The following is a 16,770-nucleotide window of genomic DNA, read 5'->3' on the forward strand; positions in this document are numbered from 1 at the left end:
GCGGATGAAGGGGTTATATGAAGTGAATATCCAAAACAAGCGTATTCGCTATCAGTTTACCATAAAACGCAACATTACAATTATCCGTGGAGATAGTGCAACCGGAAAGACAAAACTTCTGGAGATGATAGAGGCATTTTCAAGAGAAGGTCGTTCAAGCGGAGTTGAATTAAAATGTGATGTTCCATGTGTTGTACTTCATGGTGGAGATTGGAAACAGAGACTGGATTATATACACAATAGTTTAGTGTTTATTGATGAGTGTAATAGTTTCATCCGACAGGAAGCGTTTGCAAGTGAGGTAAAATATTCGGATAATTACTTCATTCTGGTCACCAGAGATGATTTGCCGAATTTGTCATACAGTGTTGAGGAAATTTATGGGATTCGTTTGTCAAAGCAGTATGCAGGGCTGAAACAAACATACAATGAATTGTATCACTTGTATGGAGAATATGAAAATGTTTTTGTTGAACAACCGAAGAAACTGCTTGTTGAAGATTCGAATTCCGGGTATGATTTTTTTAGAAAACTTATAGTTAAAGGAATTTCCTGCGATACGGCGAGAGGAAAGTCAAATATTTATCGTATATTGCTGCAAAATAAGTCAGATGAAAAGTGTGCTGTAGTTGCAGATGGAGCTGCATTTGGATCTGAGATGGAAAGAATTATTCAATTGATTGAGTCCGGCAGAGCAATTGCACTATATTTACCAGAATCATTTGAATGGATGATTTTGAAATCGGATATATTGGATGATAAGGAGACTCGTGATATTTTAAGCCATCCAGAGGATTACATTGAAAGTGAGAAGTATTCCAGTTGGGAACAGTATTTTACGAAGCTTCTGATTTCTAAGACAGTAGGGACATACCTAAAGTATCAAAAAGATTTCATAAATAAAAACTACCTGCAGGAGAAAATAGCACGGCAGATCATAGATGTTTTCCCGGACAGGATGCAGAAATTGTTTGTGCCAGAAAAAAATGTTGAATCATTGTCTGATTAATTACTGGATGAGAAAATATTTCTGGAAAATGATGATATGGTACCTAATCACTGAAAATGGCTCGAAAACATTCCGGTATAAAAAAACAGGGAAAGTAAATAAAAAGATAACCAGGCCGTTGGAGCCTGGTTATCTTTGCTTTTGTAAAAAACAGCGAAGTGGATTTAAAAGCTGTGCAAGTCTGGTTGGACTTACACAGCAATACTGTTACTCAACAAATGTATTTTATGATATGGTTGAGGGGAATCTGTGATAAAAATGTGAATATTCTGTGAACAAAATGTACAGAAGAAAAGAGGTTTCTTCTGCATTTTTCAGCAGTTCCTTGCAACTATTTGTCAAGTTCTGCAATGTTTTTCTTTAATTCCAGCATCTTATCACGCAGTTCTGCCGCAAGTTCAAAATTCAGATCAGCAGCGGCAGCGCGCATCTGCTTCTCTACCTGAGCAACCAGTTTGGTCAGTTCTTTGCGATTCATGGATTCCGGATCTTTTTTCAGTTTATCTTCCGTCCGGGCTACGGCTTTGGACACAGCAATCAGGTCACGAACTGCCTTTTTGATCGTTGTCGGTGTAATTCCATGCTCTTCATTGTATGCTTCCTGAATCGTACGCCTTCGTTCGGTCTCTCTGATCGCATTGCGCATAGAATCTGTCATCGTATCTGCATACATGATAACGTGGCCCTCACTGTTGCGGGCAGCACGTCCAATCGTCTGAATCAGGGAAATTTCTGAACGCAGGAAGCCTTCTTTGTCGGCATCCAGTATGGCAACCAGTGTGATTTCCGGAATATCCAGACCTTCTCTCAAAAGATTGATTCCAATCAGTACATCAAACACATCCAGACGCATATCACGGATAATTTCCGCACGTTCCAGTGTATCAATATCAGAATGCAGATAACGGACACGGATTCCCACATCACGCATATATTCCGTCAGGTCTTCTGCCATTCGTTTCGTCAGAGTGGTAATCAGTATCTTATGCTTCTTTTCTACTTCTTTATTCACTTCACTGATCAGATCATCAATCTGTCCTTCCACAGGCCGTACTTCCACTTTGGGATCAAGAAGTCCTGTCGGGCGGATAATCTGCTCTGCCCGGAGCAGTTCATGTTCTGCCTCGTATTTGCCCGGCGTTGCAGATACAAAAAGGACCTGATCGATCTTGGATTCAAATTCTTCAAAGCTTAACGGACGGTTATCCTTGGCAGACGGAAGACGGAATCCATAATCTACAAGTGTCTGTTTTCTGCTCTGGTCACCGGAATACATTGCTCCAACCTGTGAGACTGTCTTATGGGATTCATCTATAATAAGAAGAAAATCATCGCCAAAATAATCCATCAGGGTGTACGGCGGCTGTCCCGGCTTCAGGCCTGTCAGATGTCTGGAATAATTCTCAATCCCGGAGCAGAAGCCTGTTTCTTTCATCATTTCAATGTCAAAATTGGTCCGTTCCGCAATACGCTGGGCTTCCAGAAGCTTATCTTCGCTTTTGAAATATTCCACCCGTTCTTTCATCTCTTCTTCTATGGCATCCGCAGCTTTCAGAATCTGTTCCATCGGTACAACATAATGAGATGCCGGGAAAATACCCACATGTGTGTCCTCGCATTTGATTTCACCGGTAAGTACATCGATGTCTGTAATCCTGTCAATCTCATCCCCGAAGAACTCTACCCGTACTGCCCGGTCCGTGTAGTTGGCAGGATAAATCTCCAGAACATCTCCCCGCACACGAAAGGTACCGCGATGAAAATCCATTTCATTTCTTGTATATTGAATATCGATCAGCTGACGGATCACCTCGTCACGATCCTTCATCATTCCCGGACGAAGGGAAATCATCATGTCCTGAAAATCTTTCGGTGAACCCAGACCGTAAATACAGGAAACAGAGGATACGATGATCACATCTCTCCGTTCCGACAAAGCTGCAGTTGCCGACAGCCGAAGCTTATCGATTTCATCGTTGGTGGACGCATCTTTGGCAATGTAAGTGTCCGTAGAAGGAACGTAAGCCTCGGGCTGATAGTAGTCGTAGTAGCTTACAAAGTATTCAACGGCATTGTTCGGAAAAAATTCTTTAAATTCTCCGTACAGCTGTGCTGCAAGTGTCTTATTATGGGCTAAAATCAGTGTTGGCTTGTTCAAAGCCTGTATGATATTCGCCATCGTAAAAGTCTTGCCGGACCCCGTAACCCCTAGTAAAGTCTGACATTGGTTGCCCTCCCTGAAGCCCTGGACAAGCTTATCAATGGCCTGCGGCTGGTCGCCGGTGGGATTGTATTCTGAATGCAATTTGAACGTTTCCATACTCAAATACTCCTTATTATGATTAGTATTAGCCCGAAAATTCGTGTATAATTCGAGGGAAATTCGTGTGGCAAAATTCTGTTTCACTGCCCGAATCGGTGACTACACGAAAAAGTCATAATTATTATTTACCGACCAGGAGATATCAATTATTACTCCACAACGCATGTTAATACAGAATGCATAATTATAAATTAGAATGCATTTTCAGAACATTTGTTCTATCCATGATTTTATCAGATGTTATAGATAAATACAAGACCTAAATTGCTTCTCTTCTATCTTTGTCACATGAACCTGAGCATCAGACTTTTCAAATATGATATTCAAGAAATAAAAGCCGCCATCTGTAATTTTATTGAATAAAATGAGCCTGTATGGTATGCTGATTAAGCTTGGACGTATTGGAACGGAAAGCAGTAAAGGAATATAGTGCGGGACTGATTCATTGGATTTTTGAATCACCTGGTAATATTTCTACCAACTGTGATGGATGAGCCGGAAGGGTTCCGTGAGGATTTGGTTGTTGCAGTGAAACTGATACTGAGCAGGTGATTATTATGTTGAGGAATATTCTGATCGTAGTGAGTGATATGGAGTTGTCGAAGTTATTTTATCAGGAATATTTTGGACTGCAGGTAAAAACTGATTTTGGAGAAAATGTCATTCTGACGGAGGGACTGGTATTACAGGAACAAAAGAGCTGGGAACAGTTGATTGAAGCAGATACAGTTACCGGAAATGCGTGTGAACTGTTCTTTATCGAGACTGATCTGGACGCATTTATGCATAAAATCGAAAAATATATGATTGAAACTGATCAGGAAATGAAAATCCGAAAGAATTTCTGGGGTAAGAGAGTTGTTATGCTGAAGGATCCGGACGGACATTTGATCGAAGTAGCTGAGAGATCGTGACGCAACTTTTGATAAGATTTTAGGGCTGCCCGGATTGTTTACCGGAATGTTTCAGAATTATTCTGTGGCAGTTTCAGCCCGGGCTTTGGGTGTATATTTTTAAATTTATTAACAACAAGACTGATAAAACAATCAGGTTCATGCTTTTATGCATTGTAAAAATAGTGTATACTGTTATTATCATGATGATGGGGTCAAAAGGTATTTTGACTCCTCTGATACACGGATTTCTCCGCACTTTGTGCTCCCGAAAACCTGCGGAATTTAGCGGGCAGAAAACAGAAGTTGTTTTTGCCCTGCGGTTGCAGAAAATTTTGTCTTTATCTGGAGATGATGTTTATGAAAATATGGATTGACGATGTAAGACCGGAGCCATCCGGCTATGTACGTTGCAAAAGCGTAAACGAAACAAAGAGGATGATCCTTGATGCTGAAAGAAATGGTTTGCCTGTAGAGGTTCTGGATCTGGATCATGATGCCGGAGAATATGAGCCGGATGGCGGCGACTATATTAAGCTGCTTGACTGGATGGCAGAAACCGGACGTAAGTATCCTGTGAAACTGCATACTGCAAATCCGGTTGGCCGCGCAAATATGGAAAGGCTGATCAGGCGGTATCTGGTATAAATGGTGTCAATGGATTAGGAACATTTTGGAGCCAGGGCAAAATATCATTTGATTCCAGTGTCATATGATTCTGGTATCATGAAGCATAGGAGTGATTGTAAATGAAAAAAGATAAATTTGCGTGTAATTGCAAAAGCATAACTTATGGAATGATCGAAGATGCTGTTAAAAACGGAGACAAATCCTACGAAGAAGTGGAAAAACGTCTTCGCTTTGGCACCGGTTGCGGAAAATGCAAAGAATTTATCCAGTACCTTGTCAGGGATTTACTGACAGAGGAAGGACGGTAAAATGGAAAACAGGGATTTCAATGTTTTCTGAATGAAGGAGATGAATGATATGAGAATAAAAAAGTGGCTTTTTGCCCTTTTTGCCGGTGCAGTCCTGCTGAGCGGGTGCACCGGTAATGACAGTGAGACCGAGAAAAAAACAGAAACTGTGTCTTCTCAGGATAATAAAGAATCTTCTGATTCCGGTATGTCCTCCGGAAAATCAGATGCACTTCCTCTTCCGGTTGCCTTTGAGGCAAAGGACATGGAGGGAAACGAGGTTACTTCCGGGGTTTTTGCGGAATCGAAGCTTACCATGATCAATGTATGGGCGACTTATTGTAATCCCTGCCTGAATGAAATGCCGGATCTTGGGGAACTTTCCGGTGAGTATGACAGTGAAGAGTTTCAGATCATTGGTATTATCAGTGATGTGCAGGATGGGGCAGACCAGAGTACGCTGGAAAAGGCTTCCGGGCTGATTGAGTCGACCGGAGCAGTTTACCCGCATTTACTTCTGAATGAATCCCTGTATCATGCGATGCTGACAGACGTGACGGCAGTTCCGACTACTTTTTTCTTCGATGATCATGGAATGATAATAGATACTGTCGTAGGTTCGAGAGATAAAGATGCATGGAAGGAAATGATCGATGAGCTTCTGGAAAAACAATAAAGGCTGCAGATGGCTTGCGGGAATGATTGCCGGTATTTTGTTTCTGAGCATCGGTGCGGCACAGGGGCAGTTGGATATCATCTGGAGAAAGGCGGTCATGATCTGCCTGGAATGTATCGGGATCGGGTGAAAAGATGAAAAGGTTAAGAATGGCCGTTCAGATCATATATACCATTTTGAGTAATGGGTATCTGTACGGCTTTTTAAATGGAAAAATCTATCAGGGAAATTTGAAATATATTTGCGCGCCGGGATTGAACTGCTATTCCTGTCCGGGAGCTGTGGGTTCCTGTCCGATCGGAGCATTGCAGGCTGTTTTGAATGAGCAAGGCTTCCGGGTGCCTTTTGCAGTGATCGGATTCTTTTTTCTGTTCGGCAGCCTTCTTGGGCGTTTTGTCTGCGGCTGGCTGTGCCCCTTTGGGCTGGTTCAGGATCTGTTACATAAAATTCCTGTTTTCAGAAAGAGAAAAAGACTGCCGTTTCACCATATTTTAAAGTATGGGAAATATGTGGTACTTGCTCTGCTGGTATGTGTCGGTTCCACGTTTTTGTTCAGTGGATTTGCAAAGATACCTGCTTTTTGTAAGTATCTTTGTCCATCAGGGACTTTATTTGGAGCATTGCCGCTCCTTGGGGCGAATGGGCAGCTTCGCAGCCAGGCTGGTCTTCTTTTTTTCTGGAAGCTGGGGATTTTACTGGTGATTCTGGTATTGTCAGTGAAAGTATATCGGCCTTTCTGCCAGTATCTTTGTCCGCTGGGAGCCGTTTACGGGTGGTTCAACCGTTTCAGTCTTGTACAGATTCACTGGGAAAAAGAAAGGTGCAGCTCTTGTATGGCATGCAAAAAAGCATGTCCGATGGATCTTTCTCCGGAGGAAATATCAGTTTCGCCGGAATGCATACGCTGCGGGAAGTGCACTGCAGCCTGCCCGGAGAAGTGTCTGCATTTTAAAAAGTAGTAGAGGGAAGAGCAATATTTTTAAGCGGCAGGGAGAATAATATGGAGAACATGAATGGAAAACAGGAAGAATACAGGAAGAAAAGCATTACGCAGGACACAAATGTAAAACATGGAAATACAGGAAAATATCACAACAGACCAGATGATCTTCAAAAATATATAAAAGCTCAGGATATGTACTTTGATGGAACTGGAAAAACTGTGTATGAAAAAGCGCTGGAAGAAATAAAAGCGGGGAATAAAGAGGAACACTGGATCTGGTATATATGGCCGCAAATTGAGGGCCTTGGTAAATCTTTTTACTGTGAGAAATATGGTGTGCCTGGACTTGAAGGCGCAATGGCATATTTAGAAAACAGGACCCTTCATGATCGTTTGATGGAGATATCTTCAGCTTTGCTGGAATTAAATACAACAGACCTGTTGTCAGTAATGTGGCAGGTTGACTGTATGAAAGTCAGAAGCAGTATTACACTTTTTTATGAAGCGGCAATTAGAATGTACGGAGCGGATTCAGAAGAAGTAAAGCTGTTTGTGAATTTGCGGGATAAGTATTTTGGAAGAATTGGATTTTGTGACAGGACTCTTGAAATTCTTAATGATAAGCAGGAAAGGTTGGATTAATGGAGTACTTGCGTTGTGTGGTGGAGAAAATTACATACCAGAATGAAGAAAATGGCTGCACAGTATTAAAGTGTGCCGTAAAGAAGTATCACAATCTGGTCACGGTTGTGGGTACCATGCCGGATACACATGTGGGTTCTGTTCTTGGATGGATTCTGGAAAGGGGATGTAAAGTATGGAAAACAGTTTTCTGTTGAGAAATATGAGGAGACTCTTCCGGTAACGTTTTATGGAATTGAAAAATATCTGGATTTCGGTTTGATCAGGGGTGTCGGACTTAAGTTTGCGAAGCGGATCGTAGAGAAATCCGGGAAGGATATGCTGGATGGCATCAAGGATGCAGAATTAAAAATGTGAATATCTTCGCGGAATATCCTGAACAGGATATTTCCATAAGATTCCGGAAAAAGGGACATGGAATTCTCTATTTTTATTGCAACCGACATGGGATGATTCCGTGAAATACCAAAACCGTCATATCAGTGATTCCTACGGAGTTCGGACTGATACAGCAGTTATAAAACATGAAAAGCATTTTATAAATGTCCATTAGAAGAAAGGAAAACAATATTATGAGAACATGTCAGATGTTATATCCAAGAGATACAGAATCTCGCCGGGCGGTCAGCATGGACGGGATGTGGAAGTTTCAGCTGGACGAGAAGCAGTGCGGTCATGAGGAAGGATGGAAGTACGGGCTGCCTGCCCCGGATATGATTCCGGTGCCAGCCAGTTTTCAGGATTTTTACACAGAAAAGGATATCCGGGAATATACCGGGGATTTCTGGTATGAGACAGACTTTTTTGTGCCTGGAGAGTGGGAAGGAAAAGAGGTTGCAGTCAGGTTTGGCTGTGCTACCCATCGTGCGGAAGTGTATGTGAATGGAAACAGAGTAACGGTGCATGAAGGCGGATTTTTACCGTTTTCAGCAGTGGTGACGGATATTGTCCGCTACAATTCCTACAATAAGGTGGTAGTTCTGGTGAACAACGAGCTGAATGTAACCAGCATCCCCTGCGGAGAAACAAAAGTTCTGAGAAACGGCAAAAAAATGAGCAAGCCATATTTTGATTTTTATAACTATGCAGGGCTTCAGAGACCGGTGAAACTGATCGCATATCCCAAAGAACATATTGAAGATTTTTCTGTAGTCCATGCCTTTAAGGGGCAGGATGCCATTGTTCAGTACTGTGTGGAAACAACAGGACAGCATAAAGTTATCCTGGATGTTTATGATGCGGACAGACAGAAGGTAGCTTCCGCAGCAGGAAAAGAAGGAAAGCTCCTGATTCCGAGAGTACACAAATGGAATGTGGGTGACGGTTATCTGTATCGTTTTGTGATACGTATTATGGATGGAGAAAACCTGATCGACGAATATTTTGAACCGATCGGAATCCGTACCGTGGAAATAAAAGGAAAAGATATTCTTCTGAACGGGGAGAAGATTTATCTGAAGGGCTTCGGAAAACATGAGGACAGCGACATTGTAGGACGGGGCTTTAACATTGGAGTCATGAAACGGGATTTTGAGTGTATGAAATGGATCAATGCCAACTGCTTCCGTACCTCTCATTATCCGTACAGTGAGGAAATTTATCAGATGGCGGATCGGGAAGGGATTCTGGTGATCGATGAGGTTGCTGCTGTAGGCCTCTTTAAGAGCGAGACGAACTTTGCGGAAGCAAGTACGGGAAAACAGACAGCATTCTTTCAGGAAGCGACGATTCCCAGGCTCCTGGAAAACCATCTGCAGTGTGTTGAGGACATGATCTGCAGGGACAAGAATCATGCCTGTGTCATTGCCTGGAGCCTGATGAATGAGCCGGAGACGACAGATGAGGCAGCTGTACCTTATTTCCGGAAGGTGTTTGACCGGGCTGGGGAGTTGGATCCGCAGAAGCGCCCGAGAACCTTTGCCATGATCATGAACTCCCAGCCGGATACCTGCAAATGTTACCAGTTCAGTGATTTCCTGTCCTTTAATCGGTACTATGGATGGTATGTGATGGGCGGCTATGAGATTTCAGATGCGGAAGAGGCGTTTCACCGGGAGATGGATGCGTGGGAGGCACTGGATCTCAATAAGCCTGTGGTATTTACAGAGTATGGCGCGGATACCTGTGCTGCAGAACATAAGCTTCCTTCTGTAATGTGGGGCCAGGAATACCAGATTGAATATCTGGAAATGTGCCACAGGGTCTTTGACTCGTATGATTTTATTACCGGTGAGCTTGTCTGGAACTTTGCAGATTTCCAGACAACGGAAGGCATCATGCGGATGAACGGCAATAAAAAAGGAATTTTTACAAGGGACAGACAGCCAAAGGAAGCTGCCTATTACTTAAAGGAGCGGTGGCATTGAATTTGGAGGACAGGGAAGAAGTTCCTCAGAAAATGATCGACAGGGCGAATGTACTTGGAAATCTCATATCAACCCGGACAGAATTTTTGCAGCAAAAATTTCCAAGCCTTTAAATATGAAAATACTGCGTAAATATACATTATCATCTAATGTACCACTATAAAAAATAAAAAAATTTTCGTTTCTTTATTGACAAAACACAGCAACGGTGCTATCTTAACAATGTAAATGTTAGCACTCCTTCAAAATGAGTGCTAACAAAGCGGGCAGAAAGGAGTGGAAACATGGAAGAAGTGCTGAGTGACCGTAAGAAAAAAATTCTGAAGGCCATTATTAAGACATACATGGAGACAGGCGAACCGGTTGGTTCCAGAACGATTTCCAAATATACGGATCTGAATGTCAGCTCTGCTACCATCCGCAACGAAATGTCCGACCTGACAGACCTGGGATACATTGTCCAGCCGCATACATCGGCAGGCAGGATTCCCTCTGACAAGGGCTATCGTCTTTATGTAGACGAACTGATGAAAGAAAAGGAATCAGAAGTTGCGGAACTTCGTGAGCTGGTACTTGAGAAGACGGACAAGATGGAGAAAGTCCTGAAGCAGGCTGCGAAGCTGTTGGCGTCCAATACCAATTATGCGACTATGATTTCCGTACCGCAGTACAGCGGCAGCCGCCTGAAATTCATTCAGCTGTCCAGAGTCAGTGAACTGCAGCTTGTAGCAGTTGTGGTTTGTGAGAATAACGTCGTCCGTAATCAGATTATTAATCTGGATGAAGAAATGGATGATGAAACGATTTTGAAACTGAATCTTCTTTTAAATACCAATCTGAATGGTCTGCCCATCCAGGATATCAATCTGGGGATGATCGCAAGACTGAAAGAGCAGGCAGGTATACACAGCGGTGTGGTAGCCACCGTACTCGACGCGGTTGCAGCTACGATACATGTGGATGAAGAAGATATGGAAATATATACGTCAGGCGCTACGAACCTTTTCAAATATCCGGAGCTTTCGGATAAGAGCAAGGCTACCGAGCTGATTTCCACTTTTGAGGAGAAGCAGCAGCTGGCAGATCTTGTGAAGGAACGGCTTGCAGATACGGATAATACCGGAATTCAGGTTTATATCGGCAATGAGTCTCCGATCAAGACTATGAAAGACTGCAGCGTTGTGACAGCCACTTATGAACTCGGGGAAGGCATGACCGGAACCATTGGAATCATCGGTCCCAAGCGAATGGATTATGAGAATGTCGTAGATAACCTGAAGACTCTGAAAGTCGAGTTGGATAAGATATTCAGAAAAAAGCTGGAATAGAAAGGCGGTAGAAAAAGAGTGTCAGAAGAAACAAAGAACACATCTGAAGTGCAGGAAGAAGAAATTCTTACTTCTCCGGATACAGAATCTGCAGCAGAAGAGGAAACAGCAGAGCAGAATACTGAAGAAACAGCAGAAAATGCTCAGCAGAATGAACCGGCAGGAGAGGAAAACGAAGAAACTGCACAGGAATCATCCGAAGACGGACAGGAGACAAAAACCAAAACATCCTTCTTTGGAAAGAAGAAAAAAGAAAAAGACAAATTCGAACAGCAGATTGAAGATCTGACAGACCGGTTAAAACGAAGCATGGCAGAATTTGACAATTTCCGCAAGCGTACCGAAAAGGAAAAAGCAAGCATGTATATTATCGGAGCAAAGGAAATCGTTGAGAAGATTCTTCCGGTTGTTGATAACTTTGAGAGAGGTCTTGCACAGGCTCCTGAGGGAGATGCATTTGCAGACGGAATGAAAATGATCTACAAACAGCTGCTGACAACTCTGGATGATCTTGGCGTAAAACCGATCGAAGCAGTTGGTCAGGAATTTGATCCGAATTTTCATAATGCAGTGATGCATGTGGAGGATGAATCCGTCGGTGATAATATCATCGTGGAGGAACTTCAGAAGGGGTACACATACAAGGATTTTGTTGTGCGCCACAGTATGGTAAAAGTTGCGAACTAATTATTTTATATAGATTTATAAATACAGGAGGAAATTATCATGGGAAAAATCATTGGTATTGACTTAGGTACTACAAACAGCTGTGTAGCAGTTATGGAAGGTGGTCAGCCTACCGTTATCGCAAATACAGAAGGTGCAAGAACAACACCGTCCGTAGTGGCATTTACAAAAACAGGAGAGCGTCTGGTAGGTGAACCTGCAAAACGTCAGGCTGTTACCAACGCAGAAAAGACAATCTCTTCTATCAAGAGAGAAATGGGTACAGATTACCGTGTAACAATTGATGACAAGAAATATTCTCCGCAGGAAATTTCCGCAATGATCCTTCAGAAACTGAAAAAAGATGCAGAAGGATATCTTGGAGAAAAAGTTACAGAAGCAGTTATCACTGTTCCGGCGTATTTCAATGATGCACAGCGTCAGGCAACCAAGGATGCAGGTAAGATTGCAGGTCTTGATGTAAAACGTATCATCAACGAGCCGACAGCAGCAGCGCTTGCTTACGGTCTTGATAACGAAAAAGAACAGAAGATTATGGTATACGACCTTGGCGGCGGTACATTCGATGTTTCCGTTATCGAAATCGGTGACGGCGTTATCGAAGTACTTTCCACAGCCGGCAACAACCGTCTTGGCGGTGATGACTTTGACCAGAAGATTACAGACTGGATGCTTGCTGAATTCAAGAAAGCAGAAGGCGTTGATCTGAGCAATGATAAGATGGCTCTTCAGAGATTAAAAGAAGCTGCAGAGAAAGCGAAAAAAGAACTTTCTTCCGCAACAACTACCAATATCAACCTTCCGTTCATCACTGCAACAGCAGAAGGACCGAAGCACTTCGATATGAATCTTACAAGAGCAAAATTCGATGAACTGACACATGACCTGGTAGAAAAGACAGCAGAGCCGGTTCGCCGTGCACTGTCTGATGCAGGTATTACAGCAGCTGAACTTGGTCAGGTACTTCTGGTAGGCGGTTCTACACGTATCCCGGCTGTACAGGACAAAGTAAGACAGCTGACAGGCAAAGAGCCGAGCAAATCTTTGAACCCGGATGAGTGTGTAGCACTTGGTGCTTCCGTACAGGGCGGTAAACTTGCAGGTGATGCAGGCGCAGGCGATATCCTTCTTCTGGATGTTACACCGCTTTCTCTGTCCATTGAGACCATGGGCGGTATCGCAACCAGACTGATCGAGAGAAATACAACAATCCCGACCAAGAAGAGCCAGATCTTCTCCACAGCAGCAGATAATCAGACAGCTGTAGATATCAATGTTGTACAGGGTGAGCGTCAGTTTGCAAGAGATAACAAATCCTTAGGACAGTTCCGTCTGGATGGAATCCCGCCAGCACGTCGTGGTGTTCCGCAGATCGAGGTTACTTTTGATATCGATGCCAACGGTATTGTAAACGTATCCGCAAAAGATCTTGGAACAGGTAAGGAACAGCACATCACCATTACTGCAGGTTCCAACATGTCCGATGACGAAATCGACAAGGCAGTAAGAGAAGCTGCTGAATTCGAAGCACAGGATAAGAAACGCAAAGAAGCAATTGATACAAGAAATAATGCAGATTCCATGGTATTCCAGGTAGAGAATGCACTGAAAGAAGCTGGTGACAAACTGGATGCCAATGATAAAGCAGCAGTAGAAGCTGACCTGAATGCACTGAAAGACATTCTTGCTCAGACTACAAATGTAGAAGAAATCACAGATTCTCAGGTTGCTGACATCAAAGCAGCACAGGAGAAGATGATGGAAAGCGCACAGAAACTGTTCTCCAAGATGTATGAACAGGCTCAGCAGGCTGGCGGCCAGGCAGGCCCGGATATGAACATGGGCGGCGGAGCTTCTCAGGGCGGTAATGAAGCAGGCTACGGTGATGATGTAGTAGATGCTGATTACAAAGAAGTCTGATAAACAACGAAGAGTATAGGAATGAATAATTATGGCTGATAAGAGAGATTACTACGAAGTCCTGGGCGTGAGCAAAACCGCCGATGACGCAGAGTTAAAAAAAGCATATCGTAAATTAGCCAAAAAATATCACCCGGATGTAAATCCGGGTGATAAAGATGCAGAAGCAAAATTCAAAGAAGCAACAGAAGCATATACCATCTTAAGTGATCCGGATAAGAGAAAACAGTATGACCAGTTTGGTCATGCCGCTTTTGAAAACGGCGGTGGCGGTGCTGGCGGCGGCTTTGGCGGTTTTGATTTCAATGGCGCTGATATGGGCGACATCTTTGGAGATATTTTTGGCGATTTATTTGGCGGCGGAAGCAGGAGACGTGCAAACAACGGTCCTATGAAAGGTGCCAATCTTCGTGCGCGTGTAAATATTACGTTTGAGGAAGCAGTATTTGGATGCGACAAAGAACTGGAGATCATGCTGAAGGATGAATGTTCCACCTGTCATGGAACCGGTGCAAAGCCGGGTACACAGCCCATTACCTGTCCGAGATGTAATGGGGAAGGCCAGATTGTATATACACAGCAGTCCATGTTTGGTATGGTCCGCAACGTACAAACCTGTCCGGACTGTCAGGGATCCGGTAAGGTGATCAAAGAGAAATGTACTGTCTGCCGTGGTACCGGATATACTTCTTCCAGAAAGAAGATTCAGGTATCTGTACCGGCAGGTATTGATAACGGACAGAGTATCCGTATTCGTGAAAAAGGCGAACCTGGAACGAACGGTGGCCCGAGAGGCGATTTGCTGGTAGAAGTAAATGTAGCACGCCATCCGATTTTCCAGAGACAGGATACGAATATTTTCTCCACTGCTCCAATTACCTATGCACAGGCTGCACTTGGCGGTAAGGTACGGATCAGCACGGTTGACGGCGATGTGGAATATGAAGTAAAACCGGGTACACAGACAGATACCCGTATCCGTCTGAAGAACAAAGGTGTTCCGTCTCTTCGCAATAAGAACGTGAGGGGCGATCACTATGTGACTCTGGTCGTTCAGGTACCGACAAATCTGAATAATGAAGCAAAGGAAGCCCTGCGGAAATTTGATGAGGCCTGCGGCAATACATCATCTTCAGGCAGCCAGAACACTTCCGGTGATAAGGGCGAAAAGAAGAAAAAGAGTTTCATGGACAAATTAAAAGAAACTTTTGAAGAATAGATTCAAAAACAGATATAAAAATTATGGAAAAGAGGAGGATTCCTCTTTTCTTTTTTTGCTGATTCGTGTATGATATAGAGAATAGCGTGCTGGAATAAGGTGTTAGAATAGAGGAGAATAGGTATGAAGTGGAATCGCTTTACAATAAAAACGAAAACAGAAGCCGAAGATATGGTAATCTGCACACTTGCTGAGGTTGGTGTGGAAGGTGTGGAAATTCAGGACAAGCAGCCGCTGACAGAAGAGGATAAAGCGCAGATGTTTGTAGATATCATGCCGGAAGGACCGGAAGATGACGGTGTTGCATATTTGAATTTTTATCTGGAGGAAGATGCAGATAAGGATGCCATTCTTTCTGATGTACGTGCAGCCCTGGATGAACTGAAAAGCTATATGGATATCGGAGAAGCCACCATAGAAGAATCTCAGACGGAAGACAAAGACTGGATCAATAACTGGAAAGAATACTTCCATCAGTTTTATGTGGATGATATTCTGATCGTTCCGTCATGGGAAGAAGTGAAGGAAGAAGATAAAGACAAAATGATCCTTCACATTGATCCGGGTACTGCGTTTGGAACCGGTATGCATGAGACGACCCAGCTGGTAATCCGTCAGCTGAAGAAATATGTGACAAAAGATACAGAACTTCTGGATGTGGGAACCGGAAGCGGAATTCTTGGAATTGTGGCACTGAAGCTTGGTGCAGCTCATGTAGTTGGAACAGATCTGGATCCCTGTGCCATTTCTGCTGTTTCCGAGAATAAAGAATCCAACCAGATCCCGGATGAAGCATTTGATATGATGATCGGAAATATCATTGATGATAAGGAAGTACAGGATAAAGTCGGATATGAGAAATATGATATTGTAGCAGCGAATATCCTGGCAGATGTACTGGTCCCTCTGACACCGGTCATTGTTCACCAGATGAAAAAAGGCGCATATTACATTACCTCAGGAATCCTGGATGTCAAAGAAGAGGTTGTGACTGACGCAGTAAAAAAAGCCGGTCTGACTCTTGTAGAAGTGACCAGACAGGGAGAATGGGTTTCTGTGACAGCCAGAAAGGACTGAGACATGCAGCGTTTTTTTGTGGAATCCCATCAGATTGACGAAGAAGGTCATCAGATTCACATCACGGGAACGGATGTCAATCATATACGGAATGTGCTCCGGATGAAAACCGGAGAAGAACTGTGGATTAGTGACGGTGCTCATAAAGAATATCACTGTACCATAGAGGCTCTGGAAGAAGAGGAAGTGCTGCTGCATATTTTATATGCACAGGAACCGGATTTTGAACTTCCGAATAAAATCTGTCTGTTTCAGGGTCTTCCGAAATCAGACAAGATGGAACTGATCATTCAGAAAGCAGTGGAGCTTGGTGTTCATGAAATTATTCCTGTTGAGACCAGACGCTGTGTGGTCCGGCTGGATGCTCGAAAATCCGAAAAAAAGGTTGCCCGCTGGCAGCAGATTTCCGAAAGTGCGGCGAAACAGTCCAAAAGAATGCTGGTGCCGCAGGTACATGACGTCATGACATTCAAAGAAGCATTGAAATATGCCGAAGGACTGGATGTACTTCTGATCCCTTATGAACTGGCAAAGGGGATGAAAGAAACCAGAGCGCTTCTGGATAAAATTGCACCAGGACAGTCCATTGGAGTATTTATCGGACCAGAAGGTGGTTTTGAGGAAGCGGAAGTGGAAGCTGCAGTCTGTGCAGGTGCTTCGTCGATTACTCTGGGCCATCGGATTTTGCGCACAGAGACTGCCGGGCTGGCAATCCTGTCTGTACTGATGTTTCATCTGGAAGAAAAAGAAGGATAAGATTCCGTCAGAAG

18 protein-coding genes are annotated in these 16,770 nt (G+C 43.5%); 17 read left to right on the forward strand and 1 reads right to left on the reverse strand.

Going from position 1 to position 16,770, the window contains the following annotated elements:
• Window positions 1–4: 4 nt before the first annotated feature.
• Complete coding sequence (locus ACTNEW_RS00550) at window positions 5–1,009, forward strand: translation initiation factor 2 (protein ID WP_441056733.1); 1,005 nt, start codon at window positions 5–7, stop codon at window positions 1,007–1,009.
• A 331-nt stretch (window positions 1,010–1,340) separates the two neighbouring features.
• Here ACTNEW_RS00550 and uvrB read toward each other — a convergent pair whose 3' ends face one another.
• Window positions 1,341–3,329: an excinuclease ABC subunit UvrB gene (gene uvrB / locus ACTNEW_RS00555; protein WP_441056735.1), complete on the reverse strand. Its 1,989-nt coding sequence runs from the start codon at window positions 3,327–3,329 to the stop codon at window positions 1,341–1,343.
• A gap of 560 nt (window positions 3,330–3,889) precedes the next feature.
• On the opposite strand from uvrB, the gene ACTNEW_RS00560 reads away from it, so the two are divergent.
• From ACTNEW_RS00560 to ACTNEW_RS00635, 16 genes are all read left to right on the forward strand, one after another.
• Window positions 3,890–4,246, forward strand: a complete 357-nt coding sequence (locus ACTNEW_RS00560; protein ID WP_441056736.1) for a VOC family protein — start codon at window positions 3,890–3,892, stop codon at window positions 4,244–4,246.
• Window positions 4,247–4,585: 339 nt separating this feature from the next.
• Entirely contained in the window at window positions 4,586–4,873 is a 288-nt protein-coding gene (locus tag ACTNEW_RS00565; protein ID WP_441056738.1) for a cyclic-phosphate processing receiver domain-containing protein, read from the forward strand.
• Window positions 4,874–4,974: 101 nt separating this feature from the next.
• Complete coding sequence (locus ACTNEW_RS00570; protein ID WP_441056740.1) at window positions 4,975–5,163, forward strand: (2Fe-2S)-binding protein; 189 nt, start codon at window positions 4,975–4,977, stop codon at window positions 5,161–5,163.
• A gap of 49 nt (window positions 5,164–5,212) precedes the next feature.
• A complete protein-coding gene (locus tag ACTNEW_RS00575) occupies window positions 5,213–5,818 on the forward strand; it encodes a TlpA family protein disulfide reductase (RefSeq protein WP_441056742.1) in 606 nt (201 codons plus the stop codon).
• The gene (locus tag ACTNEW_RS00580; RefSeq protein WP_441056744.1) at window positions 5,796–5,948 is read left to right on the forward strand and encodes a CD1871A family CXXC motif-containing protein; all 153 of its coding nucleotides are present in this window, start codon (window positions 5,796–5,798) and stop codon (window positions 5,946–5,948) included. The genes ACTNEW_RS00575 and ACTNEW_RS00580 overlap by 23 nt, the downstream gene beginning before the upstream one ends.
• A 4-nt stretch (window positions 5,949–5,952) precedes the next feature.
• On the forward strand, window positions 5,953–6,777 hold the full coding sequence (locus ACTNEW_RS00585) for a 4Fe-4S binding protein (protein WP_441056746.1): 825 nt from the start codon (window positions 5,953–5,955) through the stop codon (window positions 6,775–6,777).
• A gap of 41 nt (window positions 6,778–6,818) precedes the next feature.
• Complete coding sequence (locus ACTNEW_RS00590; protein WP_441056747.1) at window positions 6,819–7,403, forward strand: DUF1810 family protein; 585 nt, start codon at window positions 6,819–6,821, stop codon at window positions 7,401–7,403.
• A complete protein-coding gene (locus tag ACTNEW_RS00595) occupies window positions 7,403–7,600 on the forward strand; it encodes a YrrC family ATP-dependent DNA helicase (RefSeq protein WP_441056749.1) in 198 nt (65 codons plus the stop codon). The genes ACTNEW_RS00590 and ACTNEW_RS00595 overlap by 1 nt, the downstream gene beginning before the upstream one ends.
• Window positions 7,548–7,760 (forward strand): hypothetical protein, encoded by a 213-nt coding sequence (locus ACTNEW_RS00600; RefSeq protein ID WP_441056751.1) that lies wholly within the window; start codon window positions 7,548–7,550, stop codon window positions 7,758–7,760. Before ACTNEW_RS00595 ends, ACTNEW_RS00600 begins: the two co-directional genes overlap by 53 nt.
• A gap of 215 nt (window positions 7,761–7,975) precedes the next feature.
• Window positions 7,976–9,769 (forward strand): beta-glucuronidase, encoded by a 1,794-nt coding sequence (uidA, locus tag ACTNEW_RS00605; protein ID WP_441056753.1) that lies wholly within the window; start codon window positions 7,976–7,978, stop codon window positions 9,767–9,769.
• Window positions 9,770–10,053: 284 nt separating this feature from the next.
• Window positions 10,054–11,097 carry a heat-inducible transcriptional repressor HrcA gene (hrcA, locus tag ACTNEW_RS00610; RefSeq protein ID WP_441056755.1) on the forward strand — a complete coding sequence of 348 codons (1,044 nt, stop codon included), beginning with the start codon at window positions 10,054–10,056 and terminating at the stop codon, window positions 11,095–11,097.
• An 18-nt stretch (window positions 11,098–11,115) separates the two neighbouring features.
• Window positions 11,116–11,784 (forward strand): nucleotide exchange factor GrpE, encoded by a 669-nt coding sequence (gene grpE, locus ACTNEW_RS00615; RefSeq protein WP_441056756.1) that lies wholly within the window; start codon window positions 11,116–11,118, stop codon window positions 11,782–11,784.
• Window positions 11,785–11,823: 39 nt separating this feature from the next.
• Entirely contained in the window at window positions 11,824–13,704 is a 1,881-nt protein-coding gene (gene dnaK / locus ACTNEW_RS00620; protein ID WP_441056758.1) for a molecular chaperone DnaK, read from the forward strand.
• Window positions 13,705–13,735: 31 nt separating this feature from the next.
• Window positions 13,736–14,923, forward strand: coding sequence for a molecular chaperone DnaJ (dnaJ, locus tag ACTNEW_RS00625; RefSeq protein ID WP_441056760.1), 1,188 nt, complete (start codon window positions 13,736–13,738; stop codon window positions 14,921–14,923).
• Between the two features lie 123 nt (window positions 14,924–15,046).
• Window positions 15,047–16,000: a 50S ribosomal protein L11 methyltransferase gene (prmA, locus tag ACTNEW_RS00630; RefSeq protein WP_441056762.1), complete on the forward strand. Its 954-nt coding sequence runs from the start codon at window positions 15,047–15,049 to the stop codon at window positions 15,998–16,000.
• Between the two features lie 3 nt (window positions 16,001–16,003).
• Window positions 16,004–16,756, forward strand: a complete 753-nt coding sequence (locus ACTNEW_RS00635) for a 16S rRNA (uracil(1498)-N(3))-methyltransferase (RefSeq protein ID WP_441056764.1) — start codon at window positions 16,004–16,006, stop codon at window positions 16,754–16,756.
• Window positions 16,757–16,770: the final 14 nt, after the last annotated feature.

The sequence above is a fragment of the Blautia sp. HCP3S3_G3 genome, assembly GCF_052063365.1.
In the GTDB taxonomy this organism is placed as follows: domain Bacteria; phylum Bacillota; class Clostridia; order Lachnospirales; family Lachnospiraceae; genus Blautia_A.

Bases quoted from the DNA above. Each gene is read 5' to 3' on its own strand.
- ACTNEW_RS00550 (WP_441056733.1), top strand. From the start codon at position 5: ATGAAGGGGTTATATGAAGTGAATATCCAAAACAAGCGTATTCGCTAT.
- uvrB (WP_441056735.1), bottom strand. From the start codon at position 3,329: ATGGAAACGTTCAAATTGCATTCAGAATACAATCCCACCGGCGACCAG.
- ACTNEW_RS00560 (WP_441056736.1), top strand. From the start codon at position 3,890: ATGTTGAGGAATATTCTGATCGTAGTGAGTGATATGGAGTTGTCGAAG.
- ACTNEW_RS00565 (WP_441056738.1), top strand. From the start codon at position 4,586: ATGAAAATATGGATTGACGATGTAAGACCGGAGCCATCCGGCTATGTA.
- ACTNEW_RS00570 (WP_441056740.1), top strand. From the start codon at position 4,975: ATGAAAAAAGATAAATTTGCGTGTAATTGCAAAAGCATAACTTATGGA.
- ACTNEW_RS00575 (WP_441056742.1), top strand. From the start codon at position 5,213: ATGAGAATAAAAAAGTGGCTTTTTGCCCTTTTTGCCGGTGCAGTCCTG.
- ACTNEW_RS00580 (WP_441056744.1), top strand. From the start codon at position 5,796: ATGAGCTTCTGGAAAAACAATAAAGGCTGCAGATGGCTTGCGGGAATG.
- ACTNEW_RS00585 (WP_441056746.1), top strand. From the start codon at position 5,953: ATGAAAAGGTTAAGAATGGCCGTTCAGATCATATATACCATTTTGAGT.
- ACTNEW_RS00590 (WP_441056747.1), top strand. From the start codon at position 6,819: ATGGAGAACATGAATGGAAAACAGGAAGAATACAGGAAGAAAAGCATT.
- ACTNEW_RS00595 (WP_441056749.1), top strand. From the start codon at position 7,403: ATGGAGTACTTGCGTTGTGTGGTGGAGAAAATTACATACCAGAATGAA.
- uidA (WP_441056753.1), top strand. From the start codon at position 7,976: ATGAGAACATGTCAGATGTTATATCCAAGAGATACAGAATCTCGCCGG.
- hrcA (WP_441056755.1), top strand. From the start codon at position 10,054: ATGGAAGAAGTGCTGAGTGACCGTAAGAAAAAAATTCTGAAGGCCATT.
- dnaK (WP_441056758.1), top strand. From the start codon at position 11,824: ATGGGAAAAATCATTGGTATTGACTTAGGTACTACAAACAGCTGTGTA.
- dnaJ (WP_441056760.1), top strand. From the start codon at position 13,736: ATGGCTGATAAGAGAGATTACTACGAAGTCCTGGGCGTGAGCAAAACC.
- prmA (WP_441056762.1), top strand. From the start codon at position 15,047: ATGAAGTGGAATCGCTTTACAATAAAAACGAAAACAGAAGCCGAAGAT.
- ACTNEW_RS00635 (WP_441056764.1), top strand. From the start codon at position 16,004: ATGCAGCGTTTTTTTGTGGAATCCCATCAGATTGACGAAGAAGGTCAT.